At 69.0% G+C, this 22,998-nt stretch carries 18 protein-coding genes; 7 read left to right on the top strand and 11 right to left on the bottom strand.

Going from position 1 to position 22,998, the window contains the following annotated elements:
- Positions 1 to 15: 15 nt before the first annotated feature.
- Positions 16 to 945, bottom strand: a complete 930-nt coding sequence (locus tag E5679_RS07840) for a phosphoribosylaminoimidazolesuccinocarboxamide synthase (RefSeq protein ID WP_138414522.1) — start codon at positions 943 to 945, stop codon at positions 16 to 18.
- Positions 945 to 2,243: a phosphoribosylamine--glycine ligase gene (gene purD / locus E5679_RS07835; RefSeq protein ID WP_138414521.1), complete on the bottom strand. Its 1,299-nt coding sequence runs from the start codon at positions 2,241 to 2,243 to the stop codon at positions 945 to 947. The genes E5679_RS07840 and purD overlap by 1 nt, the downstream gene beginning before the upstream one ends.
- A gap of 69 nt (positions 2,244 to 2,312) precedes the next feature.
- Here purD and E5679_RS07830 point away from each other — a divergent pair, with 69 nt between their 5' ends.
- Both E5679_RS07830 and E5679_RS07825 read left to right on the top strand, forming a co-directional pair.
- Complete coding sequence (locus E5679_RS07830) at positions 2,313 to 3,329, top strand: asparaginase (protein ID WP_138414520.1); 1,017 nt, start codon at positions 2,313 to 2,315, stop codon at positions 3,327 to 3,329.
- A gap of 142 nt (positions 3,330 to 3,471) precedes the next feature.
- Entirely contained in the window at positions 3,472 to 3,873 is a 402-nt protein-coding gene (locus E5679_RS07825) for a sterol carrier family protein (protein WP_138414519.1), read from the top strand.
- Position 3,874: 1 nt separating this feature from the next.
- Here the strand turns inward: E5679_RS07825 and E5679_RS07820 are convergent, their stop codons facing one another.
- Positions 3,875 to 4,630, bottom strand: a complete 756-nt coding sequence (locus tag E5679_RS07820; RefSeq protein WP_138414518.1) for an SDR family oxidoreductase — start codon at positions 4,628 to 4,630, stop codon at positions 3,875 to 3,877.
- Between the two features lie 126 nt (positions 4,631 to 4,756).
- Here E5679_RS07820 and aceE point away from each other — a divergent pair, with 126 nt between their 5' ends.
- Positions 4,757 to 7,555 carry a pyruvate dehydrogenase (acetyl-transferring), homodimeric type gene (gene aceE / locus E5679_RS07815; RefSeq protein ID WP_138414517.1) on the top strand — a complete coding sequence of 933 codons (2,799 nt, stop codon included), beginning with the start codon at positions 4,757 to 4,759 and terminating at the stop codon, positions 7,553 to 7,555.
- Between the two features lie 107 nt (positions 7,556 to 7,662).
- On the opposite strand, the gene E5679_RS20800 is transcribed toward aceE, so the two are convergent.
- On the bottom strand, positions 7,663 to 7,833 hold the full coding sequence (locus tag E5679_RS20800; protein WP_171042284.1) for a hypothetical protein: 171 nt from the start codon (positions 7,831 to 7,833) through the stop codon (positions 7,663 to 7,665).
- Positions 7,834 to 7,967: 134 nt separating this feature from the next.
- Positions 7,968 to 9,257, bottom strand: coding sequence for a DUF3100 domain-containing protein (locus E5679_RS07810; RefSeq protein ID WP_138414724.1), 1,290 nt, complete (start codon positions 9,255 to 9,257; stop codon positions 7,968 to 7,970).
- A gap of 328 nt (positions 9,258 to 9,585) precedes the next feature.
- Here E5679_RS07810 and E5679_RS07805 point away from each other — a divergent pair, with 328 nt between their 5' ends.
- From E5679_RS07805 to E5679_RS07795, 3 genes are read left to right on the top strand one after another with little or no spacing between them, the layout of a single operon-like run.
- Positions 9,586 to 10,833, top strand: a complete 1,248-nt coding sequence (locus E5679_RS07805) for an amidohydrolase family protein (RefSeq protein WP_138414722.1) — start codon at positions 9,586 to 9,588, stop codon at positions 10,831 to 10,833.
- A gap of 38 nt (positions 10,834 to 10,871) precedes the next feature.
- A complete protein-coding gene (locus tag E5679_RS07800) occupies positions 10,872 to 11,810 on the top strand; it encodes an ABC transporter substrate-binding protein (RefSeq protein ID WP_138414516.1) in 939 nt (312 codons plus the stop codon).
- An 11-nt stretch (positions 11,811 to 11,821) separates the two neighbouring features.
- Positions 11,822 to 13,348 (top strand): chlorohydrolase family protein, encoded by a 1,527-nt coding sequence (locus E5679_RS07795; protein ID WP_138414515.1) that lies wholly within the window; start codon positions 11,822 to 11,824, stop codon positions 13,346 to 13,348.
- Here the strand turns inward: E5679_RS07795 and E5679_RS07790 are convergent.
- The 6 genes from E5679_RS07790 to E5679_RS07765 form a co-directional block, all read right to left on the bottom strand.
- Entirely contained in the window at positions 13,270 to 16,089 is a 2,820-nt protein-coding gene (locus tag E5679_RS07790; protein WP_138414514.1) for a molybdopterin-dependent oxidoreductase, read from the bottom strand. The two genes, E5679_RS07795 and E5679_RS07790, sit on opposite strands and share 79 nt — an antisense overlap.
- A gap of 1 nt (position 16,090) precedes the next feature.
- Positions 16,091 to 16,927, bottom strand: a complete 837-nt coding sequence (locus tag E5679_RS07785; RefSeq protein WP_138414513.1) for an FAD binding domain-containing protein — start codon at positions 16,925 to 16,927, stop codon at positions 16,091 to 16,093.
- A complete protein-coding gene (locus tag E5679_RS07780; protein ID WP_138414512.1) occupies positions 16,918 to 18,105 on the bottom strand; it encodes an XdhC family protein in 1,188 nt (395 codons plus the stop codon). Before E5679_RS07780 ends, E5679_RS07785 begins: the two co-directional genes overlap by 10 nt.
- Positions 18,106 to 18,300: 195 nt before the next feature.
- A complete protein-coding gene (locus tag E5679_RS07775; protein WP_138414511.1) occupies positions 18,301 to 19,830 on the bottom strand; it encodes an NCS2 family permease in 1,530 nt (509 codons plus the stop codon).
- An 11-nt stretch (positions 19,831 to 19,841) separates the two neighbouring features.
- Positions 19,842 to 20,348 carry a nucleoside deaminase gene (locus E5679_RS07770; RefSeq protein ID WP_138414510.1) on the bottom strand — a complete coding sequence of 169 codons (507 nt, stop codon included), beginning with the start codon at positions 20,346 to 20,348 and terminating at the stop codon, positions 19,842 to 19,844.
- A 250-nt stretch (positions 20,349 to 20,598) separates the two neighbouring features.
- A complete protein-coding gene (locus E5679_RS07765; RefSeq protein WP_138414509.1) occupies positions 20,599 to 21,354 on the bottom strand; it encodes an IclR family transcriptional regulator in 756 nt (251 codons plus the stop codon).
- A gap of 245 nt (positions 21,355 to 21,599) precedes the next feature.
- Here E5679_RS07765 and E5679_RS07760 point away from each other — a divergent pair, with 245 nt between their 5' ends.
- Complete coding sequence (locus E5679_RS07760; protein WP_138414508.1) at positions 21,600 to 22,982, top strand: NAD-dependent malic enzyme; 1,383 nt, start codon at positions 21,600 to 21,602, stop codon at positions 22,980 to 22,982.
- Positions 22,983 to 22,998 lie beyond the last annotated feature (16 nt).

The raw sequence follows: 22,998 nt of genomic DNA, 5'->3' as shown, positions 1-22,998 counted from the left end.
CAGCGCGGAGAAGGCTCATCCCTCGAAGGCGCGCCCCGTGAGCCGCTCGAACGCCTCCACGTAGCGTGCGCGTGTGCGCTCGACGACGTTTTCAGGAAGAGCCGGGGGCTCCTGATCGGAGTGTCGATCCCAGCCGGACTCCGGCGAGGTGAGCCAATCCCGGACGAACTGCTTGTCGAACGACGGCTGGGCCTTGCCGGGCTCCCACGTTGCCGCATCCCAGAAGCGGGACGAGTCCGGCGTGAGCACCTCGTCCCCGAGGGTGATGAGGCCGGTGATGGGATCCAGGCCGAATTCGACCTTCGTGTCCGCGAGGATGATCCCGCGCTCCCGCGCGATCCGCTCTGCCTCGCGGTAGATCTCGAGGGTGAGGCTGCGCAGCTGGGCGGCCGCGTCGTCGCCCACCATGCCGGTGACGTCCTCGTAGGTGATGTTCTCGTCGTGCTCGCCGACCTCGGCCTTCGCCGAGGGTGTGAAGATCGCCTCGGGCAGGCGTGAGCCGTCGACGAGGCCCTCGGGCAGAGGGATCTCGCACACCGTGCCGCTCTCGCGGTACTCGGCGAGGCCGGAGCCCGTGAGGTAGCCACGGGCGATGCACTCGACCGGGTACATCTCGAGGCGGCGGCAGATCATGGCGCGGCCCACGACCTCGGCGGGCACGCCGTCGTCGACCGTGGAGCCGACCACGTGGTTCGGCACGTTGAGCTGGTCGAACCACCACAGGCTCAGCTGCGTCAGGATGCGGCCCTTGTCCGGGATGCTGCTGGAGAGGACGTGGTCGTAGGCGCTGATGCGGTCGCTGGCGACCACCAGGACGACATCCGCAGGATGTGAAATGACGGCGCCTTCGACTGGCTCGTACAGGTCGCGGACCTTGCCCGAATAGATGTGCCGCCAGCCTTCGAGGAGAGGCGCCTCCGTCTGGAAACCGCGGGTCTCCGTCATCAGACCCCTGCCTTTCCGGCCCGCTCGGGCACGCGGATCTCGCCGCGTGCGGCTTTCGCTGCGATGTCCTTGCGGTACTGGCCGCCGTCCAGACGGATGAGCCCGATTCCCTCGTACGCGCGTTCGCGAGCCTCCTGCAGGTCCTCGCCAAGCGCCACCACAGCGAGGACACGGCCACCCGCGCTCACCACGTGGCCGTCGTCGTCGAGCTTGGTGCCCGCGTGGAGGACGTGTGTGCCCTCGACCGCGGCCGCCTTCTTCAGGCCCCGGATGCGATCGCCTGTGCGCGGCTTGTCGGGATAGTTCTCGGAGGCGAGCACGACGGCGACCGCGGACTCGGGCGACCAGCGCAGCTCGTCCGCGTCGTCCAGATGCCCCTTGGCGGCGGCGAGGAGGATCCCGCCGAGCGGCGTCTTGAGGCGCGCGAGGACGGCCTGGGTCTCGGGGTCGCCGAACCGCGCATTGAACTCGATGACCCTTGTGCCGCGGGACGTGAGCGCGAGGCCGCAGTAGAGCACGCCGACGAACGGAGTGCCGCGCTTGGCCATCTCGTCGATCGTAGGCTGGGCTACCCGCCGCACCACGTCGTCGACAAGGCCCTCCGGTGCCCAGTCGAGGGGTGTGTAGGCGCCCATGCCGCCCGTGTTCGGGCCCTCGTCGTTGTCGAAGATGCGCTTGAAGTCCTGAGCCGGGGAGAGCGGCACCACCGTCTGGCCGTCGCTGAGCACGAAGAGCGAGACCTCGGGGCCGTCCAGGAACTCCTCGATCACCACGCTGCCGCCGGCGTCGAAGCAGGCCTGCGCGTGGGCGAGTGCCGCCTCGCGGTCCTCGGTCACGACGACGCCCTTCCCTGCGGCGAGCCCGTCGTCCTTCACCACGTAGGGGGCGCCGAAGGAATCGAGCGCGTCGGCCGCCTCCTCCGCCGTCGTTGCCACCCGCGCCATGGCCGTGGGCACGCCGGCCTCCGCCATGACCTGCTTCGCGAACGCCTTGGATGCCTCGAGCTGGGCGGCGGCCTTGCTCGGGCCGAAGACCGGGATGCCGGCCTCCCGCAGGGCGTCCGCGACGCCGGCGGCGAGGGGCGCCTCGGGGCCGATCACGACGAGATCCACCTCGAGCTTCTGGGCGAGGTGCGTGACGGCAGAGGGGCTGTTGGCGTCGATGGCGTGGGTCGGCACGACCTGGGCGATCCCCGCGTTGCCGGGTGCCGCATGCACTTCGGTGACGGCGGGATCGGCCAAAAGGGAACGGACAATGGCGTGTTCGCGGCCGCCCGGGCCGATCACGAGAACCTTCACACCCCAAGGTTATCGGTCCGCCTGCGCTGCTTGCATCGATGCGCGGCACGCGAAGCATAGACTTCGCACATGGCCACCCACGCAACTTTCACGGCGGACGACGCCGTGGAACTCGCTGTGATCGAACGCAGCGGCTTCGTCGAGTCACGGCACCTCGGATCCGCCGTCGTGCTCGCCGGCGACGGCAGCGTGGTGACCGAACTCGGCGACATCCGGACTCCCGTCTACGCCCGCTCGGCACTCAAGCCGCTCCAGGCGCTCGCGTCGATGCGCAGCGGGGTCCCGTTGCGGGGCCCGCAGGTGGCCATCGCGTGCGGCTCGCACGTGGGGTCGCTCGACCATCTGGACGTCGTCGAGGGAATGCTGAAGGCCGCTGGAGTGCGAGAGGCGGATCTTCAGTGCCCGCCGGCGTGGCCGCGGGACGAGGAGGCGCGCGCCTGGCTCGTTCGCACAGAGAGCGGCAAGCGGCGTCTGGCCCACAACTGCTCCGGGAAGCACGCCGCGTTCCTCTGGGCCTGTTCCGTCAACGGCTGGGGCCGCGGGAGCTACCTCGAGCCGAACCACCCGCTTCAGCAGCGCGTCCTCGAGACGATCGAGGAGTACACGGGCGAACCGATCGCCCACCTCGGCATCGACGGATGCGGCGCACCCGTGGCCGCGATGTCGCTGACCGGCCTGGCGCGGGCGTACTCGCAGCTGGCGAAGGCGCCCGGGATGCGCGGCGAGGCGGGCGATGCGCGCGCCGCCACCATTGTCACCTCGATGCTCGACTACGCCTGGGCCGTCCAGGGCAAGGGCCGCGAGAACACCGTGGTCATGGACGAGTTGGGGATCATCGCGAAGATCGGCGCCGAAGGCATCCTGGTCCTCGCCACGCCCCAGGGCGCCACGGCAGCCGTGAAGATGCTGGACGGGAGCTTGCGCGCCACCACCCTCGTGGGGCTCACCATGCTCGCCGCCGCCGACGCCGTCGACATCCCCGAGGTTGCGCGCGTCCTCGAGGACGTCGTGGAGCCCGTCATGGGCGGTGGTCGCGCCGTGGGCCGGATCCGGCTCGGGCGTGCTGTTTCGGCCCTGTTGGGTTGACGCCGGCCGCGTTCCTGTCCGGTTGTTCTTCCCCCATCAGCCAGGAAGCGGCGCGTTTCGGCAGAACACGCACTTGGCGCGTCTAGAAGCGGACAGGAGCGCTCGGTAACGTGGCCCTCAGGACCAGCAAGGGAGGAAGCCAGTGCCCCCACGACGGAGAATCACGGCCGACGACGGTCGGGCGGCTGTCGCTGCGTGGCTCGCGGCCCGGGAGGGCGACGGCGTCGCGGAACCGGGCGGGGCACCTCTGGCCCCAGTGGACCGCTCGGTCCTGGCCACCGCAGTGCGCTACACCCTCGAGGAACTTGCCGCCCGTGCCCCTGGCAACTCAGTCGAGGTGCGTGTCCCGCCGTTCGGGGTAGCCCAGTGCATCGAGGGGCCCCGGCACACGCGCGGCACTCCCCCGAACGTCGTCGAGACCGACGGCGAGACCTGGCTCGCGCTCGCGACGGGATCGATGGCCTGGCTCGACGCCGTAGCCACGGGGAAGCTCAGCGCCTCCGGGACGCGGACCGACCTGAGCGGGCTCATGCCGCTCGCCTAGTTCACCCCCGTCCGACGAACGGCATCCCGGAGGCCGTGATGAGGAGCGATCCGATGGTCGCCTCGGGCGGCAGGGACGCCATGAGGACGACGGCGTTCGCGGCCTCCTCGACGGGGAAGGTCGGCTCGATTCGGCGCGAGCCGTCGGCTTGAAGAGCGCCCTGCCCGACGCCGAGGGTCGTCATGATCTCCGTGCGTGTATTGCCGATGTCGATCTGGCCGCATGTGATGCCGTAAGGCCGCCCGTCGAGCTCGATGCTCTTCGTGAGGCCCGTGATCGCATGCTTCGTCGCCGTGTACGCGACGGACTTGGGGCGCGGGGTGTGGGCCGAGATCGAGCCGTTGTTGATGATCCGGCCGCCTTGGGGACTCTGCGCCTTCATCGCTCGGAACGCCGCTGCCGCGCAGAGGAAGCTGCCCGTGAGGTTGATCGATACGGTCGCTTCCCAGTCCTGCGGAGAGATCTCGCCGACGTCCCCGCTGGGCCCGAACGTCCCCGCGTTGTTGAAGAGGACGTCGACCCGGCCCCACCGGCCGGTGGCTTCGGCGAACAGGCGCTCGACGTCGTCGGGCATGCTGACATCGGCGGCAACGCGAAGCGCGCGATCGCCGAAGCCCTCGGCTGTCTCGGCGAGAGGGGCGGCGCGGCGCCCGGCGAGCGCGACGTTCCACCCGTCAGCAAGAAGCCTGCGGGCCACGGCCCGACCAATCCCGGAACCGGCTCCCGTCACGACGGCGACCCGCGGGGTCTCGTTCATACAGCCTCCTCATCCTGAGCCGAGCTTGACGCACATCACGCCGACAAGCCACTCTTAATCCACATTGCAATAAATCGTTTCCATTATACGAAATCAAGGAGACGATGCAGACCAGCCATCCGGGGGATGACGACATCCCCAGGACGAGCGCGCGCAACCCGGCGCGCAGGAAAGAGGTTCGACGTGTTGACTGGAGAGCATACCCAGCAGATCGTCGGCGGGCTCGGAACACCGCCCGACCACGACCCGGAGGAGACCGCCGAGTGGATCGAGTCGTTCGATTCTCTCGTGAAGGAGCGCGGAACCGAGCGCGCCCAGTTCATGGTCCGGAACATCCTCCAGCGGGCCGGAGCCCAGAGCGTCGGAGTCCCGCTCGTCACGACGACGGACTACGTCAACACCATTCCCGCCGATCAGGAGCCCGAGTACCCCGGCGATGAGGAGACCGAGCGCCGCTATCGGGCATGGATGCGCTGGAACGCGGCGGTCCTCGTCCACCGCGCGCAGCGGCCGGGCATCGGCGTCGGCGGCCACATCTCGACGTACGCGGGTGCGGCGACACTCTACGAGGTCGGCTTCAACCACTTCTTCCGAGGGAAGGACCATCCCGGCGGCGGAGATCAGGTCTTCTTCCAAGGCCACGCCTCGCCCGGAATGTACGCGCGCGCATTCATGGAGGGCCGGCTCACCGAGGAAGACCTCGACGGCTTCCGCCAGGAGAAGTCCCACGAGGGCCACGCCCTCTCCTCGTACCCGCATCCTCGGCTCATGCCGTCCTTCTGGGAGTTCCCCACGGTGTCGATGGGCATCGGGCCCATGAACGCGATCTACCAGGCGCAGTCCAACCGCTACCTCCAGCATCGCGGGATCAAGGACACCTCGGACCAGCACGTGTGGGCGTTCCTCGGCGACGGCGAAATGGACGAGCCCGAGAGCCGAGGGCTCCTCCAGCTCGCGGCCAACGAGGGCCTCGACAACCTCACGTTCGTGGTGAACTGCAACCTCCAGCGCCTCGACGGACCGGTGCGCGGCAACGGCAAGATCATGCAGGAGCTCGAGGCGTTCTTCCGGGGCGCCGGCTGGAACGTGGTCAAGGTCGTCTGGGGCCGGGAATGGGACTCGCTCCTGCAGAAGGACCGGGACGGCCACCTGGTGCGCATCATGAACGAGACCCCCGACGGCGACTACCAGACGTACAAGGCCGAGGACGGCGGGTTCGTCCGCGAGCACTTCTTCGGCAAGTCGCCGGAGACGAAGGAGCTCGTCGCCGATCTGACGGACGAGCAGATCTGGAATCTCAAGCGGGGCGGTCACGATTACCACAAGGTCTATGCCGCCTATAGGGCCGCCACGGAGTTCAAGGGAAAGCCGACGGTCGTCCTCGTGAAGACCGTCAAGGGCTACGGGCTGGGCTCGCACTTCGAGGGCCGCAATGCGACCCACCAGATGAAGAAGCTCACCCTCCAGGACCTCAAGGACTTCCGCGACCTCCTGCGCATCCCGATCACGGACGAGCAGCTTGAGGCCGATCCTTACCGCCCGCCCTACTACCACCCAGGGCTGGAGGCGCCCGAGATCCAGTACCTCCTCGAGCGGCGCCGGGTGCTCGGCGGCTCCGTTCCGGAGCGCCGGAGCCGGCACGCGGAGGTGAGCCTCCCGCCGTCGTCCGCCTATGCCGTGGCGAGCCGCGGCTCTGGAAAGCAGCAGGCGGCCACCACCATGGCCTTCGTGAGGTTGCTCAAGGACCTCATGCGGGACAAAGAGTTCGGCCGGCGGGTGGTCCCGATCGTGCCCGACGAGAGCCGCACGTTCGGCATGGACGCGTTCTTCCCGACGGCCAAGATCTACAACCCGAAGGGCCAGAACTACCTCTCCGTGGACCGCGACCTCGTCCTCGCGTACAAGGAGTCCCCTGCCGGGCAGCTCATCCACCCGGGCATCAACGAGGCGGGCGCTGTGGCCGCCTTCACCGCAGCCGGGACGTCGTATGCGACCCACGGCGAGCCGCTCGTGCCCATCTATGTCTTCTACTCGATGTTCGGCTTCCAGCGCACTGGCGATTCGTTCTGGGCCGCCGCCGACCAGATGACCCGCGGCTTCATCATCGGCGCCACGGCCGGGCGGACCACCCTCACGGGCGAGGGCCTCCAGCACGCGGACGGCCACTCACCCATCCTCGCGTCGACCAACCCCGCTGTGGTCACCTACGACCCCGCCTTCGGGTACGAGATCGGGCACATTGTGCGGGCTGGTCTCGAGCGGATGTACGGCGGCCGGCACCCAGACCCCAACGTCATGTACTACCTCACGGTGTACAACGAGCCGATCGCCCAGCCCGCCGAGCCCGAAGGACTCGACGTCGACGGGCTCCTGCGGGGGATGTACCGGCTCCCGCTCGAGGCACTGGTGCCGGCGGACGGCCCGCGCGCACAGCTGCTCGCCTCAGGCGTCGCGGTGCCATGGGCCATCGAGGCACGTCGCCTCCTCGCCGAGGACTGGGGTGTGGCCGCCGACGTGTGGAGCGTGACGTCCTGGACAGAGCTCCGGCGTGACGGCCTCGCCGCCGAGGAGCAGGCCTTCCTGCATCCTGAGCTCGAGGCGCCCGTGCCTTTCGTGACGCAGCAGCTCGCGGGGACCCGCGGTCCGGTCGTGGCCGTGACGGACTACATGAAGTCCGTGCCGGACCAGATCCGGCAGTTCGTCCCCGGCGACTACGCCGTCCTCGGGGCCGATGGCTTCGGGTTCTCGGACACCCGCGCCGCGGCACGGCGGTTCTTCAAGATCGACTCGACCTCCGTCGTCGTCCGCGCGCTCCAAGAGCTTGCCCGCCGCGGCGAGGTCCCCGCGGATGCGCCGCGGCTGGCGATCGAGAAGTACCGCCTCCTCGACGTCAACGCCGGCCCGGCCGCGAGCACGGAGGATTAACCGTTGCGCCGTCAGCTTTGCAGGGTGTGCACCCTGCAAAGCTGACGGCGCAAACAGACGAGGGCCCCGACGCAGTTCGTCGGGGCCCTCTCTGGTGCGCGGGAAGCTCAGCGAGCGGCGAGCCAGCCGAGCATCCGGCTGAACCAATCGCGCTTGGTGCCGTGGCGGTCGGAATGGACGGCGAAGTCGGGGTCGGTGGTCCATTCGCGGGGAATGTAGCGCTCGACTGCTGCTGCCTCCTGTGCGGGTGCAAGCTGATTCGTCTCTTTCGTGGGCATCTTTCCTCCCCTTTCTGGACTCGGAGCCTTCTCAGTCTATTCCACGTATCGGAAAGGATTTTCTGATACGTGGAATCCTACCGACCCAGCTCCTGTCCGGTCAAGGGTTTCTGTCCGCCAGCCCGCACCGGGTGTCAGTGGAGCACCAGCTGCCCCACGGCAGCGGCGGCGAGGAACGACGCGCCGTACGTTACGAGGGCGACGACCACGACCTTCCAGCTCAGGGACTTGAGCGCGCCGATGTCGCGACCGAGGGTCAGTCCGATGAGCGTCAACGCGGGGAGGCCAACGAGCAGCGAGTCGAGATGCTGGGTCATGCCGCCGAGGAAGCCAGCAGTCGGCATGAAGGGCGCGGAGAGGACCGTAGCCATCGAAAGGACCCATACGCTCGACGGCACCGCCGGCACCAGCTTGGACAATGCGAAGGCCAGCCACGTGAGGGTCAGCAGCATGGCAACGCCCATGAGATCCTCGGGATGGAAGGACTTCGAGCCAACGACGTTGGCGATTAGCGCCATGAGTCCGACGACGGTGTAGGCCACCAGCGTCATTCGCGCGTTCGGCTTTAGCGCCGGATCCGTCTCGACCTTGCCGAGCGGCTTGACCGCCTGTGCCGCCTGGCTCCCAGTGGACTTCCCCCGCAGGGACCGGCCCTCGTCGTCTCGGCCGAAGAGCTGGCTCCAGAAGCGGTAGAGGCGGCGGCACAAGGGCAGGGACAGGAACACGCCCGCGTAGAAGCCCACGATGTTGGTGACCAGATTGGACAGGGCCGCGAGGGCCGCGATCTCTGGGGCCCGTTGCGGGAAGAGCAGGGAGAGCGCTCCGACTCCGCCGAGCATCATCGAGGCTGACCCGAGGCCAAGGCCCAAGGCAAGCGCCCGAGGATCGAAAATCCCGAGGTTTCCGACGGTGCCAGCGAGCAGGGAGATGAAAACCGCTCCGAACAGGCTGCCCAGCAGCCAGACGGAGAAGACGCCCCGGTACTCGCCCGACCGGACGCCGAACCGCTGAAGCGCGTAGGCGAGGAAGGACTCGCGATCGATCGACCACGAGGCACCGATCGCCACCCGCCCCAGCCCCAGCGCGACGGCGATGGGCAGCGCCAGGATGACGGTGCCGAAGATGTGCCCGACCTCCTGGAGCAGGATCGCCGGTCCGATCTGGGTGAACTTGGCCAGCGACGGGCCGATCTGCAGTCCGAGTGCCGCCAGGAAGGCAATGATGCCTATTTCGAGGAGGAAGCCCGCCACGGCTCGGCTCGAGCCCGATAGGCGTCGCACTCGCTGGGTGCCGATGATGCCGCCGATGATCACCGCCCAGATGATGGGGAAGAGCACGAGCGCGGCAGGGCCGAGCTGGAGCTTGTAGGTCCCGATGAGCACGGCCGCGACCGAGATGAGCGTGGCGACGACGATGACCGTCACCCAATGCCCTCGACCAATGCTGGCCTGCCGAACGGTCTGCTCGGGTGCCTGCTGTGGAGCCAACCTGATCACTGTCCTTCAAAAGGGTTTTGACGTTCTTGCATGCCAAACAACTGTAGATCGGAGAATGTGAGATGTAAATCACTTGGGGTCGCGGGATATTCAGAGGTGCGAACTCCGCGTCTGGCCGGACTTGGCATGCCAAATGATTTCCGGCTAGATCATTTACAGCACCGCGAGCTCTGACCTACGCTCGTTCTTGGTATACCAATCGACCTTGTCCCCTCGCTCAAGAATCCGCCGAAGAAAGAGACTCGTGACTGACCCGATGGCCTCCAAGACCCTGATCCGCAACGTCCGTCCCTGGGGCAGGGAAGCGAGCGACGTCGTCATCGAGAACGCGGCGAGACGCTCAGCGGCGATCGCCGCCGTCGTGCCCCACGACCCGGCAGCGGCGGGCTCCCACGACGGTGTGACGGTCGTCGAGGGCCGCGGCCGCCTCCTGTTTCCCGCCTTTTCCGACGTGCACGTCCATCTCGACTCGACCCGCCTAGGCCTCCCCTTCCGTCCGCACACGGGATCGCCCGGCGTGTGGGCCATGATGCTCAACGACCGGGAGAACTGGCGCAGCGCCGAGGTGCAGATCGGAGAGCGCTCGGCCATTGCCTTGGAGCGCATGATCGCCCGCGGAACCACGCGGGTCCGCTCGTATGCGCAGGTCGACGTCGATTGTCGCCTCGAGCGCTTCGAGGCTGTCCTCGCGGCAAAGGAACGCTACGCCCACGCCGCCGACGTCGAGATCATCGCCTTCCCGCAGGCCGGAATCCTGCGCGAGGACGGGACCGAGAAGCTGCTCGAGGAAGCGATGGAGGCAGGCGCGAACGTCGTCGGCGGGCTTGACCCGTCAGCGCTCGACCGCGACCCCGCACGCCACCTCGACATCGTCTTCGGGCTGGCCGACAGGTATTCGGCCCCCGTCGACATCCATCTCCACGAGACCGGGACCCTCGGCGCCTTCACGACCGAGCTGATCCTCGAGCGCACCCGTGCGCTCGGCATGCAGGGCAAGGTGACCATCAGCCACGCCTTCCAGCTCTCATCGATCGACGACGAGTCACGCGGCCGCCTCATCGACGAGATGGCCGAACTCGACGTCTCACTGGCGACGGTTGCCCCGCCTCCGCCCCGGCACCTCCCGCTCGTCCGCCTCGCCGAGGCAGGTGTGCGCGTGGGCCTCGGCGAGGACGGCCAGCGCGACTATTGGAGCCCGTACGGCAACGCCGACATGCTCGATCGCACCTGGCAGCTCTCCTTCACGCAGGGGTTCCGCCGGGATGAACTCATCGAGCACTGCCTCGCGGTCGCCACGATGGGCGGGGCGAGCGTCATCGATCCAGGGGCCCGGCGCGTGCTGGGCGTCGGCGACCGTCCGGGAGCCGACCTCGGCGACCCGGCCGACGTCGTCCTCGTCGATGGTGAGAGCCCAGCCGCGGCGGTCATGGACCGCGGCCACGACCGCACTGTCCTCCACCGCGGACGTGTCGTCGCGGATGGCCTCGCCGTCCTGAGCGCGTAATCCAGGCCACCCCGCCACCCCCAAGAAGAAAGACACCCATGCGCCTCTTCAACCAGCTCGCTCTCCAGGGCACCGCAGCTCTTGCGCTGAGCGTGCTCGCCCTCACCGGGTGCACGAGCGCGTCCGAAACCGGTTCGGCGCAGCCCGCCAGCTCAGGCCCCGCGCCCAGCTTCGACCCCGGCAGTGTTCGGAAGGACGATGCCCTCGCCGCCCAGGTCCCGGCAGCGATCACTGCGCGGGGCACGCTCGAAATCGGCTCGGACACCACCTACGCCCCAGCCGAATTCCTCGGCGGCCCGGACAACCACACGCCGATGGGCTACGACGTCGACCTCGCCAAGGCCATCGGAGCGAAGCTCGGCCTGAAGGTCGACGTGCAGACGGCAGAATTCGCGAGCATCCTGCCCGCCCTCGGGCCGAAATACGATCTCGGCGTCAGCTCCTTCATGATCACGAAGAAGCGTCTCGCCTCCGTCAACTTTGTGAGCTACTTCGACTCGGGCACGCAGTGGGCGGTCCAGAAGGACAACCCGAAGAAGTTCTCGCTCGACGACGTGTGCGGCAAGACCGTCGGCGTCCAAACCGGGACCATCCAGGAGGAGCCGGATCTGAAGGACCGGACCGAGCGGTGCAGCAAGGCCGGCAAGAGCCCCATCAACGTCGTCTCACTCAAGAGCCAGACGGACATCACCACGCGGCTCGTCAACGGAACCCTCGACGCGATGGTCTCCGACTCCCCTACCGTCGGCTACGCCATCCAGCAGACCAGCGGCGCGATCGAGAAGCTCGGTGATACGTACAACAGCGGACCCGGAGGGATCGCCGTCGCGAAGAATGACCAGGCCCTCGCGGACCTCGTCGGCCAGGCCCTGAACAAGCTCATCGACGACGGGACGTACAAGAAGATCCTCAGCTCCTGGAACGTCGCGGACGGAGCGGTGGCGAAGGCCGAAGTCAACCCGTCGCTGCCCTCGTGAAGGAGGCACCCGTGAAGATCTCAGTCTCCGCCCGCTATCTCCTCGCCCACCAGGACACCCGCCACGTTCTCGTTGACAACGGAACCGTGGTCCACGAGGACGGAGTGATCCTGTACGCGGGTCCGTCTTCGGACGCTCCCCCGGCCGAAGAGCACCGCGACCTCGGCGACGCCCTGCTCATGCCGGGGCTCATCGACCTCGACGCCCTCTCGGACATCGACCACCTCATCCTCGACAGCTGGGCCAGCGGCGAGCTCGCCCGCGGCCACCTCTGGTCGGAGGAGTACTTCCGGGACCGCCGCGAGAACGTCTTCACGGCCGAGGAGCGCCAGGACGTCCGCCGGTATGCCCTCATCCAGCTGGCGCTCCACGGTGTCACGTCCTTCATGCCCATCGCCTCCGAGATCCACTCCTCGTGGGCGGAGGGCTTCGACGAGCTCGTGGGGATGGCGGAAACCTCACGGCAGCTCGGGCTGCGGGCCTTCCTCGGGCCGGCGTACCGCTCGGGGGTCAACGTGGCGCTCGAGGACGGCAGCGTGGGAGTCCTCTTCGACGAGGAACGCGGCCGCGAGGGCCTCGAAGACGCGATCCGGTTCCTGGACTACGCGGACGGGCTGGGCGATCCGCTCGTCACCGGGGTCCTCCTGCCCTGCCGCATCGAGACGCTCACGCGCGAGCTGCTCGATGAGACCGCGCGAATCTCCCGCGAGCGCGACGTGCTCGTACGCCTCCACAGTCTGCAGGGCCTGAACGAACGGGCCCTCGTCATCGAGCACCACGGTATGACGCCACTTGACCTCCTCGACGACGCGGGGCTCCTCGGCGACCGCCTCCTCATTCCGCACGCGCTGTTCCTCGACCGGCACCCGCGGGTCCATGGAGAGGACCGCGGGGACCTCGCGAGGCTTGCGGCATCGGGGGCGAGCGTCGTCCACTGCCCGCTCACGTCGATGCGATACGGCGAGGCACTCGATTCCTTTCCCGCATACATCGACGCGGGCGTGCCCATGGCCCTCGGCACGGATTCCTTTCCCCCAGACCTCATCCGGGGGATGGACGCGGGGTGGCACCTCGCGAAGATCGTCGAGGGGCGGCGGGACGCCGTCCGGCTTTCCGACTACGTCGATGCCGCGACCCTCGGCGGCGCCCGTGCCCTCCGCCGCCCCGACGTGGGGCGGCTGGCCCCGGGCGCTCAAGCCGACTTCGTCGCCTTCGGGTTGGGGGACCTGCGGGACGGCGTCCACGAGGATCCTCTCCGGACGCTCATTCTGAACGGCTCGGCCCGGCAGTGCGTGCTGAGTGTGGTGGCGGGCCGCACGGTGGTCGACGATGGGGGGATCCCCGGCCTCGATACCGCGCGGTGGCGGCGGCGTGGCCAAGAGCTCTTCGACAGGATGCGCGCGGCCTACTCGGGGCGCGACGAGAGAGGCCGCAGCCCCGCGGAGCTGTTCCCTCCCGTCTACCCGCGCGCGGCTGGCACCGGCGCGGGAACCGGCCGCGCCCGCAATGCCAGCCCCGCGTCCTTGAGCGCCAGGTAGATCCGGTCCCGCGTCACGGGCAGCTCCGTGAACCGAAGGCCCGTCGCGGCCCGCAAGGCGTTCGCGAGCGCGGGCGCCACGGGATTGAAGGGGCTTTCGCTCATGGACTTCGCGCCGAGGGGTCCCGTGGAGTCCGAGGTTTCGGCGAAGTACACCTCGCTCCGCGGGATGTCGGCGAAGGTGGGGATGTGGTACTGCCGGAGGATGTCCGTGGTCACCTTCCCGGACTCGTCCAGCCGCACCTCCTCCCACAGCGCCGCCCCGAGCGCCTGCGCGATGCCGCCTTCGACTTGGCCGCGACACTGCCGGGGATTGACCACGACGCCCGCGTCCGCCGCTTGCACGCTCTGCAGAATCTGGAGCTCCCCGGTGCCCCGGTGAACCGCTACTCGGAAGCCGTGCACGTTGAACGCGACGGAGCGCGGCGTCCCGCCCCACCGGCCCTCGGCCGCGAGCTCGACCCCGCGCTCGGACGCGGCGGCCGCCAGCTCGGCGAGCAACAGGCGCTCTCCCGAGCAGACGACGGCGCCGGGCACCAGTGCGCAATCGGCCAGGTCGGCGCCGGTTGCCTCGGCGGCGAAGGCCAAGATCCTGCGGCCGAGTTCCTCTGCGGCGGCGAGCGTCGCCTTGCCGGCGACGACCGTCCCGGTCGAGCCGAACGCGCCGCTGTCGTGGTCCGTGAGCGTGGTGTCCGCGTTGCGGAGCACGATGTCCGAGGCCCCGGCCGCGAGCGCGGTCGCGGCGAGCTGGGCGTGGACGGTGCTCGTTCCGTTGCCGAACTCGGCCGTCCCGACGTCGAGGCCAAAGCGGCCGTCCGGGAGGAGAGCAATCCGTGAGTGCGCGTAGTGCCCGCGCGGAGGCACGGTGTCGATCATTGACAGAGCGGACCCCTCGCCGATGAACCATTCGGGACCGAGCTCCGAGAGCCCGAACGTCCGCTCGCGCTCCCTGCCCCGCTTGAGGGCCTTCGACACAAGTCGGACGCACTGGTCCAGCCCGTAGCTCCCGTACAGGACGTCGGGTTCGGGCTCCGGGTGCGAGGCGATCATCGGGTCCCCGCGGTGGACCATGTTGCGCCGCCGGAACTGCATCGGGTCCATGCCGATACCAGCGGCGAGCTCGTCCACCGCGGATTCGACGGCGAAGATCATCTGGCTCAGGCCATACCCCCGGAAGGCCCCGGCCGGCACGGTGTGGGTGTAGACGGCCCGAGCGTCGATCTTCTTGTTCGCGCACCGGTAGACGCTCACGGACTCGTTGCAGCCGTGGAACATCACGCCCGGCGCGTGGTTCCCGTACGCGCCGGTATCGGTCACGACGTCGAGCGCGAGCGCCGTGAAAGTCCCGTCGCGCTTCGCGCCCGCACGCAGGCGGATCGTGAACGGGTGGCGGGTCGTGGTGGCCTGGAACTGCTCGGAGCGCGTCAGCTCGAGCTGGACGGGACGTCCCAGCCGCAGCGCGGCCAGCGCCGTGACGTCCTCCGTGAGGACTTCCTGCTTGCCGCCGAAGCCGCCGCCCACACGGCCGGTGACCACGCGGACCTGCTCGAGCGGCAGCCCGAAGATCCGCGAGAGCGTCCGCCGGGCGAGGAAGGGAACCTGCGTAGACGAGCGCACTGCGAGGACGCCCGAGCCGCCCAGGGGGTCGCCCTCGGTCCAGGCGATAGAGCAGTGCGTCTCGAGCGCCACGTGCTGGACGCGGTGGGTGCGGAAGGTGTCTTCGTAGACGAAGTCGGCGGCGGCGAGCGCGCTTTCCACGTCCCCGATCTCCGAATGCAGCTCCGCGACGGTGTTCCGGGCCGGGTCGGCGATGCGGGTCAGCGCCGAGACCTTCTCGCCGTGCACGAGCGGGGCGCCGGGGGCGAGCGCCTCTTCCGGGCTGAGCACGGCGGGCAAGACGTGGTAATCGACGACGACGGCGCGCACGCCCGCTTCGGCCGCGGCGACCGTCTCTGCAACCACGGCGGCCACACGCTGCCCGCGGAAGCGGACCTCGGTGTCGAACAGCCGGGTGTCGTCCGGGTCGTCCTCGACGAGCTCGTGCTGCGCGGTCGAGTACAGGACGCCGGGGTCATCGTCGGGGGTGAAGACCGCGACGACGCCCGGTACCGCGAGCGCGGCCGAAGGGTCGACGGACAGGATGCGCGCGTGCGAATGCGGTGACCGGACGAGCTTGAGGTGGAGGAGTGCCTTCTGGCCGCCTGGCACTTCGGCCTCGGTGACGTCCAGGGTGTACCTTTCTGTACCCGAGACGATCCGGCGGCCCGCGAGCGCCGGGACGTCCTCCCCCATCCGCCCGTCCGCGGGGCCGCCCTGCCCGGCGCCCGAGACCGCGGCCTCGATCGCGGCGTAGCCCGTGCAGCGGCACAGGTTGCCCTTGAGGTTCCTGGGCAGGTTGGCGAGCTGGGCGCCGTCGAACGTCGCCGCCGTCATGACCATGCCTGCCGTGCAGAAGCCGCATTGGAAGCCCTGCGCCTCGACGAACTGCCGTTGCATGGGGTGCAGTTCCTCGTCCCCGCACAGGCCCTCGATCGTGGTCACGGCGTGTCCCTCGGCCCGCTGGGCTGGGTAGATGCACGAGTGGACGGGCACGCCGTCGACGTGGACGGTGCACGCCCCGCAGTCCCCGGCGTCGCAGCCCTTCTTGACGCCGAGCGCCCCCTGTTCGCGCAGGAAGGTGCGCAGGCACTGGCCCGGGCGCGGCGTCCCCTGCGCCCGGCTGCCGTTGATCTCGATCGCCATGTCAGGCACCTTCCTGGTCGCACAGCTCGAGCCTGAGTTCCTCGGCGAGCCGGTAGGTCATGTCGCGACGCCAGGCGGGGAGGCCGTGGAGGTCCTCGTGGTAGAGCGCCTCGGGGATCGCGGCGTCGAGGGTCCCCGCGAGAGCGTCGGGGGAGGGAAGCCCAAGGGCTGTGAACCGAAGCTGCACAGGGCGTTTCGTCGAGGCCGTCACGGTGAGGACGAAGCCCCCGTCAGGGTCGCGCCGTCCGATGAGCAGCACGCCGGAACGGCCCAAGTTGCTGAGGGAGAGCCGGCGGAAGGCCGTGCGGGCGCGCAGCGCGTGGGCGGGAAGGCGGATCGAGCGGATCAGCTCGCCGGGCTCGAGGGCGTTGCGGCCGTCACCGGTCACGAGCTCCGCCACGGGGACCTCGCGATTGCCGGCGATGCCCCACAGCGTCGCAACCCCGTCGAGTCCGGCGCACAGCGACGTCAGGGGTCCCGCGGGGAGCGACGTGGCGATGTTGCCCCCGACGGTCGAGAGATTCCAGATCTTGAACGATGCCACGAACGCGTCACAGCACGGGCGCACGACGGCGAGCCCCGGCCACCGCTGCACGATCGCCCCCTCCGGGTCCCCGGCTTCCCAGAGCCGCGCAACCGTGCAGGTCGCGGCCAGCGTGATGCCGCCGTCGTCCTCTTCGATCGGCTCCCAGCCAGCGGAGGTGAGATCCAGGAGGCGGCGCAGGGTCTGGCTCCCGTACGAGAAGAGGACGGTGCCGCCGGCGAGCCAGGCGTCGCCCTCGCGCCAGTCCGCGGGGTCCGCGGTGGGCACGAGGGCCTCGACGGTGTTCAGGTCCATGCGGGTGCCTCCTCTGTGCGGTGAATCCGGCCCTCCCGGGCCCTGAGGGGAGCCGCGCTCGCGCCCGGCGCCCGCGACGCGACGACCTCGGCCAGGATCGACACCGCGACCTCGGCAGGAGTGACGGCGCAGAGGTCGAGGCCGATGGGCGAGTGCAGCCGCGCGAGATCGAGGGGGCCGTGGCCCGCTTCGAGGAGCGCCGCGATGCGCTGCTCGTGGCTCCGGCGCGACCCCATTGCCCCGACGTAGGCGACGTCGAGGCGGAGGGCGGCGTCCAGGAGCGGGAGGTCGAATTTGGGGTCGTGGCTCAGCACGCACACGACCGTCCGCGCGTCGAGCCGCCCGGCTCTGGCCTCCGACGTCACGTACTCGTGCGGCCACGCGACGGCGACCTCATCCGCGACCGCGAAGCGGTCCTGCCGCGCGAACGCGGGCCGTGCGTCGACGAGGGTCACCCGGTAGCCGAGGAGCTTCGCGGCCGGGATGAGGGCCTCACCGAAGTCGTTCGCGCCGACGACAAGGAACCGCGGGGCCGGCAGCCGGCTCTCGACGAGCAGCCGCACCGGGCCGGTCCCCGGCGCCGCGCCGCAGCCTCCCGACGGTTCCACGGGCACGACGGCCGACATGCCCTGCGCGAGCACGGGCGCCACGAGCGCGGCGGCCCGGTCCGCAATGGGATCGCCGCGGAAGAGCGGTGCGAGCACCGACGCCAGCTCGGTGATCTCTGACGGAGGCGAGGCGAGGAGCACGGGTCGCGCGGCGTCGTCCGCCCGCTCACCCACGCCTGCAAGACGGCGGACGACGGCGAACGCCGGCTGCGCGGGGAGGCCCGCCACCGCGTCGGGCGCGAGGACCTGGAGGTGGACCTCGAGTTCGCCGCCGCACGTCAGCCCGACGGCGAACGCGTCCTCCTGGCTGTAGCCGAAGCGCTCGAGGCGCGTGGCGCCGTCGCCCAGGGTGTCGAGGGCTGCGGAGACAACCGCGCCCTCGACGCAGCCGCCCGAGAGGCTGCCGAGAACGGCCGGTGATCCGTTGGGGCCTTCGGGCTCGCAGATGAGCATCGATGTGCCGACGGGTCGCGGCACGGATCCGCTCGTGGCGACGATGGTCGCGATGGCGCACCGCGTGCCTTTCGCCGCCTTCTGCCATCCCGGCAGCTCGTTCAGGAGCTCGATCATTGGCTCCCCCTTCTTGCCTGAGGTCCGTCCGACGGCGCGCGCGGACGGAGTGTATATATGGTGCGCCCGCGGGACCCCGGAGCGTCACATCCGGGTCCCGCGGGCGCGGTCTTTGTGGTCGGGCCTGGCCCGGGAATTGTCGGGTTCTTGCGGGTGCGAAGCTCCTGCACCCGCAGAAACCCGACAATTGCGGCGTTAGGAGCCGGCCCCGATGAGGTGCCCCAGCGGCCCGCGGACGAAGTACACGATGAACCCCGCCGCGACCACCCACATGAGCGGATGGATCTTCCGGGCCTTCCCGCTCGCGGCCCGGACGAGGACCCACGTCACGAAGCCGGCGCCGATGCCGTTCGCGATCGAGTAGGTGAGGGGCATCGTCACGATCGTGAGGAACGAGGGCAGCGCGACGTCGAACTTCCGGAAGTTGATCTCGCGGATCTGCCCGGCCATCATTGTGCCGACTACCACGAGCGCCGAGGAGGCGACCTCGAGGGGCACCACGCTCGTGAGCGGCGTGAGGAACATGGAACCGAGGAACAGCGCGCCCGTCACCACCGAGGCCAGGCCGGTTCGCGCGCCCTCGCCGATGCCCGCGGCCGAGTCGACGTACACCGTGTTCGACGAGCCCGAGTTCGCTCCACCGAGCACCGCGCCGAAGCCCTCGATGATGAACGCCGACTTGAGCCGGGGGAAGGTGCCGTCCTTCTGCGCGAGGCCGGCGCTCTTGGCGAGGCCCGTCATGGTGCCCATGGCATCGAAGAAGTTCGTGAACACGAGCGTGAAGACGAGGGTGATGCCCGCGAGGAGCCCAATCCGGCCGAACGCGCCGAAGAGGTCGAAGTGTCCCACGAGGCTCAGGTCCGGGATGGAGACGAGCTGTCCGGAGAGAACAGGGGTGTTCAGATGCCAGCCGTCGGGGTTGTTCGGGCCGGAGGCGCCAAGGTGCCAGATCGCCTCGACGAGCATGGCGACCGCGGTCGTCGCGATGATCCCGATCAGGAGGCCGCCCTGGATCTTCCGCGCAACGAGAATACCCATGAGGATCAGGCCGATCACGAAGACGAGCGTCGGCAGCGTGGTGATCGAGCCGTCGTGGCCCAGCTGCACGGGTGGCCCCGCCTTTGTGCCGCGGACGAAGCCCGAGTCCACGAAGCCTATGAACGCGATGAACAGCCCGATGCCGACCGTGATCGCGGCCTTGAGCTCCCGCGGCACCGCCCGGAAGATCGCCGTCCGCGCGCCGGTCACGCCGAACAGGACGATGAGGACGCCGTTGATCACCACGAGGCCCATGGCCTCGGGCCAGGACACATCCTTGACGACCGCGACGGCGAGGAACGAGTTGATCCCCAGCCCCGCCGCGAGGCCGAACGGCAAGTTCGCGAAGATGCCGAACAGGATGGTCAGCACGCCGGCCGTGAGCCCGGTGACGGCGCCGACCTGAGCCGCCGGGAGGAACGCGCCGGTGACGTCCACCGGGGCGGTCGTCGCGTTGAAGCCGCCCAGGATGAGCGGGTTGAGGATCACGATGTACGCCATCGTGAAGAACGTGACGAGCCCGCCGCGGATCTCGCGCGGGATGGTCGAGCCGCGCCGGGTGATGTGGAAGAAGCGGTCAAGGAGGCCCCGACCGGAAGGAGCAGTGCGCGCCCGGGCGGCGGGCGCCGTCGTCGTCTGTTCTTCGGTTTCCACTGCAGCGGTCTCTGTGCTCGAATCGATGCTCATGGCACGCCGCCTCAGTATTCGATGCGCTGCGCGAAGCTGGACCACTGCTCGAAGGGCGCCTTGCGGCTGATCCCTTCGGGCTCAGTGTGCAGCACGGGCATCGAGCGCAGTTCGGCGGGGGTGTCGAAGTAGTCGTAGAAGACGGCGTCGTCGAAGCCGGCTGCTGCGGCATCATGCCGGTCGGCGGCAAAGCGGACGACGGCGATGCGCGCCCAGAGAGCCGACGCGAGGCACATGGGGCAGGGCTCGCAGCTCGAGTAGAGCGTGGCGCCTGAAAGGTCGAAGGTGCCGAGCTGGCTGCAGGCGTTGCGGATAGCCGTGACTTCTGCGTGGGCTGTCGGGTCGTTATTGGCGGTGACGCGGTTGACGCCGTCGAACGCCTGCCCATCCGCCGTGACGACGACGGCGCCGAACGGGCCGCCCTTGTCGAGGACGTTCTGGGCGGCCAGCCGGACGGCCCGCGCCAAGTGCACGTGGTCCTGGTCCGTGAGCGGCGCGACGCTGGGGGTGGTGGTCATGGGGAGACTCCCTCGCCTGGGGAAGTCCGGCCATGCCTTTGGCTTGCCAACTGGAGCACCGCGGGCCCGACCAGACTTCGAAAGCTCTGAATTGAGGTTGCCTGGTAGATAGCCTTCCGGGATCCGCTTGGTGGATCGCCCGGGGGCCCGCCGTGACCCTTCAACGGTAGCAACGTCTTGTGACGCGCGCCATAGGTTGGGGAAAGTTTTTTGGAATTCGGCTTCCGCGTAGCGAAATCCTGATGCAGCCCTACGTGCGGTTGAGCTCCGCCGAGATCCGCTCCGCAGCCGCGCGGAGAGCAGGAACAGCGCGCTCGCCGAATGCGTCGTCCACACGAGAAACCGGGCCGGACACGGAGATCGCCGTGGGCGTGGGGGCATTGGGGACGGCCATCGAGAAGCAGCGCACGCCCACCTCCTGCTCCTGCTCGTCGATGGCGTAGCCGCGGGCGCGGATCTTGTCGAGGTCGGCGAGGAGGGTCTCGACGTCTCCGATGCTGTAGGTCGTGGGGGTCGGCATGCCCTGGCGGCCCACAATGGCGCGGACCTGCTCGTCGTCAAGCTGGGCGAGGATCGCCTTGCCCACACCGGTGTCGTGCGTGTGCGCCCGGCGTCCCACCTCGGTGAACATGCGCATCGAATGCGGGGACGGGACTTGGGCCACGTAGATGACCATGTCCGAATCGAGCACAGCCATGTTGGCCGTTTCGCCGAGGCTGTCCACAAGGGTCTTGAGCTCGGGCTGCGCGAGGGCGCCCAGCTGCTTGTTCGCTCCCTCGCCGAGGCGGATGAGGCGCGGCCCGAGCGCGTAACGGCGGCTCGGCAGCTGGCGGACGTAGCCGAGCGACACCAGGGTGCGCAGCAGGCGGTGGATCGTGGGCAGCGGGAGCTCAGTCGACGACGACAGTTCGCTCAGCGTCACATCTCCACCGGCATCGGTGATGAGTTCGAGCAGCTCGAAGACGCGCTCGACTGACTGGACGCCGCCTGAGGCCTTCTCGGCCATGTCTCCTCCATGGGTAGCGGCCGGTGGTGTTCCGGCAAATATTATCCGCATCCCGGAAACTCTGCGGTCTATCTCACGATACCGCACACTCTCTCTTCTTGCGCCGTCAGGTTTGCAGGGTCCCCCACCCTGCAAACCTGACCGCGCAAGCCACTGGGACTTGTTTTTCCAAGATGCAGACAATAGTATCCGTATTACGGAAACTGAACCGAGGCCGATAGCCTCCCCGACCGAAGGACGATTCAATGGCGAGTCCCAGCCCAGGCAACTCCATCACGCTCCGCCTCGACGCGCCGTCGCGCATCAGCATCACGAGCGAGCTCGCCGCCGCCGTCGCCGCGGTCGGCGCTCCCGTCACCGCCCTCGACATCAGTGAATCGCACCACGATCACCTCACCGTCGACATCACCTGCAACACCACCTCTGAGCAGCACGCCGATGAGGTCGCCGCTGCGCTCGAGGCGCTCGACGGCGTGAGCGTCCGCAAGGTCTCGGACCGCACCTTTCTCATGCACCTCGGCGGCAAGCTCGAGGTCGTCCCCAAGGTTCCCCTCCGCAACCGCGACGACCTCTCGCGGGCCTACACGCCCGGCGTCGCCCGCGTGTGCCGCGCCATCGCGGAGAACCCGGAGGACGCGCGGCGCCTTACCGTCAAGCGCAACACGGTCGCCGTCGTCACGGACGGCTCGGCAGTGCTCGGGCTCGGCAACATCGGCCCCGCCGCCGCCCTCCCCGTCATGGAGGGCAAGGCCGCCCTCTTCAAGCAGTTCGCGAACGTGGATGCCTGGCCGGTCTGCCTCGACACGCAGGACACCGAGGAGATCATCAAGATCGTCAAGGCCCTCGCGCCCGTCTACGGCGGCGTGAACCTCGAGGACATCGCGGCGCCGCGCTGCTTCGAGATCGAGGCGCGCCTCCGGGAAGAGCTCGACATCCCCGTCTTCCACGACGACCAGCACGGCACCGCCATCGTGACGTTGGCGGCTCTCGTCAACGCGCTCAAGCTCGTGGACAAGAAGATCGAGGACGTCCGGATCGTCGTCTCGGGCGTCGGTGCGGCCGGCAACGCGATCATCCAGCTCCTCCTCGCCCAGGGCGCGAGGAACATCGTCGCCTGCGACCGCAAGGGCGCCATCCACAAGGGCCTCGAGCTCACCGACGCCCACCGCATCTGGATCGCGGAGAACACCAACCCCGAGCAGTTCTCGGGCAGCCTCCACGATGCGCTCAAGGGCTCCGACGTCTTCATCGGCGTCTCCGCACCGAACCTCTTCGGCCCGGAGCAGGTCGCCACCATGGCCGAGAACGCGATCGTCTTCGCGATGGCCAACCCTGACCCGGAGACCGACCCGATCGCCGCCGCGGAGCACGCCGCCGTCGTCGCCACCGGCCGCAGCGACTTCCCCAACCAGATCAACAACGTCCTCGCATTCCCCGGCGTGTTCCGCGGCCTGCTCGACGCTGGCGTGGCAGACATCACTCCTGCCATGCTGGTCGCAGCCGCCCAGGCCATCGCGGCTCGCGTCTCAGAAGAGGAGCTCAACGCGAGCTTCATCATCCCGAGCGTGTTCGACCCGCACGTCGCCCAGGACGTCGCCGCGGCCATCGTCGCCGCCGTGAACGCCTGATTCTTCGGAACCACGA

Source organism: Sinomonas gamaensis (genome assembly GCF_005876955.1).
GTDB lineage: Bacteria > Actinomycetota > Actinomycetes > Actinomycetales > Micrococcaceae > Sinomonas > Sinomonas gamaensis.
The sequence above is the reverse complement of the archived record's forward strand: the minus strand, read 5'-3'. Positions and strand labels throughout refer to the sequence as shown.

Coding starts and splice junctions, on each gene's coding strand:
- E5679_RS07840 (WP_138414522.1), bottom strand. CDS start 945: ATGACGGAGACCCGCGGTTTCCAGACGGAGGCGCCTCTCCTCGAAGGC.
- E5679_RS07830 (WP_138414520.1), top strand. CDS start 2,313: ATGGCCACCCACGCAACTTTCACGGCGGACGACGCCGTGGAACTCGCT.
- E5679_RS07820 (WP_138414518.1), bottom strand. CDS start 4,630: ATGAACGAGACCCCGCGGGTCGCCGTCGTGACGGGAGCCGGTTCCGGG.
- aceE (WP_138414517.1), top strand. CDS start 4,757: ATGACGACATCCCCAGGACGAGCGCGCGCAACCCGGCGCGCAGGAAAG.
- E5679_RS20800 (WP_171042284.1), bottom strand. CDS start 7,833: ATGCCCACGAAAGAGACGAATCAGCTTGCACCCGCACAGGAGGCAGCA.
- E5679_RS07805 (WP_138414722.1), top strand. CDS start 9,586: ATGGCCTCCAAGACCCTGATCCGCAACGTCCGTCCCTGGGGCAGGGAA.
- E5679_RS07800 (WP_138414516.1), top strand. CDS start 10,872: ATGCGCCTCTTCAACCAGCTCGCTCTCCAGGGCACCGCAGCTCTTGCG.
- E5679_RS07790 (WP_138414514.1), bottom strand. CDS start 16,089: ATGGCGATCGAGATCAACGGCAGCCGGGCGCAGGGGACGCCGCGCCCG.
- E5679_RS07785 (WP_138414513.1), bottom strand. CDS start 16,927: ATGGACCTGAACACCGTCGAGGCCCTCGTGCCCACCGCGGACCCCGCG.
- E5679_RS07780 (WP_138414512.1), bottom strand. CDS start 18,105: ATGATCGAGCTCCTGAACGAGCTGCCGGGATGGCAGAAGGCGGCGAAA.
- E5679_RS07775 (WP_138414511.1), bottom strand. CDS start 19,830: ATGAGCATCGATTCGAGCACAGAGACCGCTGCAGTGGAAACCGAAGAA.
- E5679_RS07770 (WP_138414510.1), bottom strand. CDS start 20,348: ATGACCACCACCCCCAGCGTCGCGCCGCTCACGGACCAGGACCACGTG.
- E5679_RS07765 (WP_138414509.1), bottom strand. CDS start 21,354: ATGGCCGAGAAGGCCTCAGGCGGCGTCCAGTCAGTCGAGCGCGTCTTC.
- E5679_RS07760 (WP_138414508.1), top strand. CDS start 21,600: ATGGCGAGTCCCAGCCCAGGCAACTCCATCACGCTCCGCCTCGACGCG.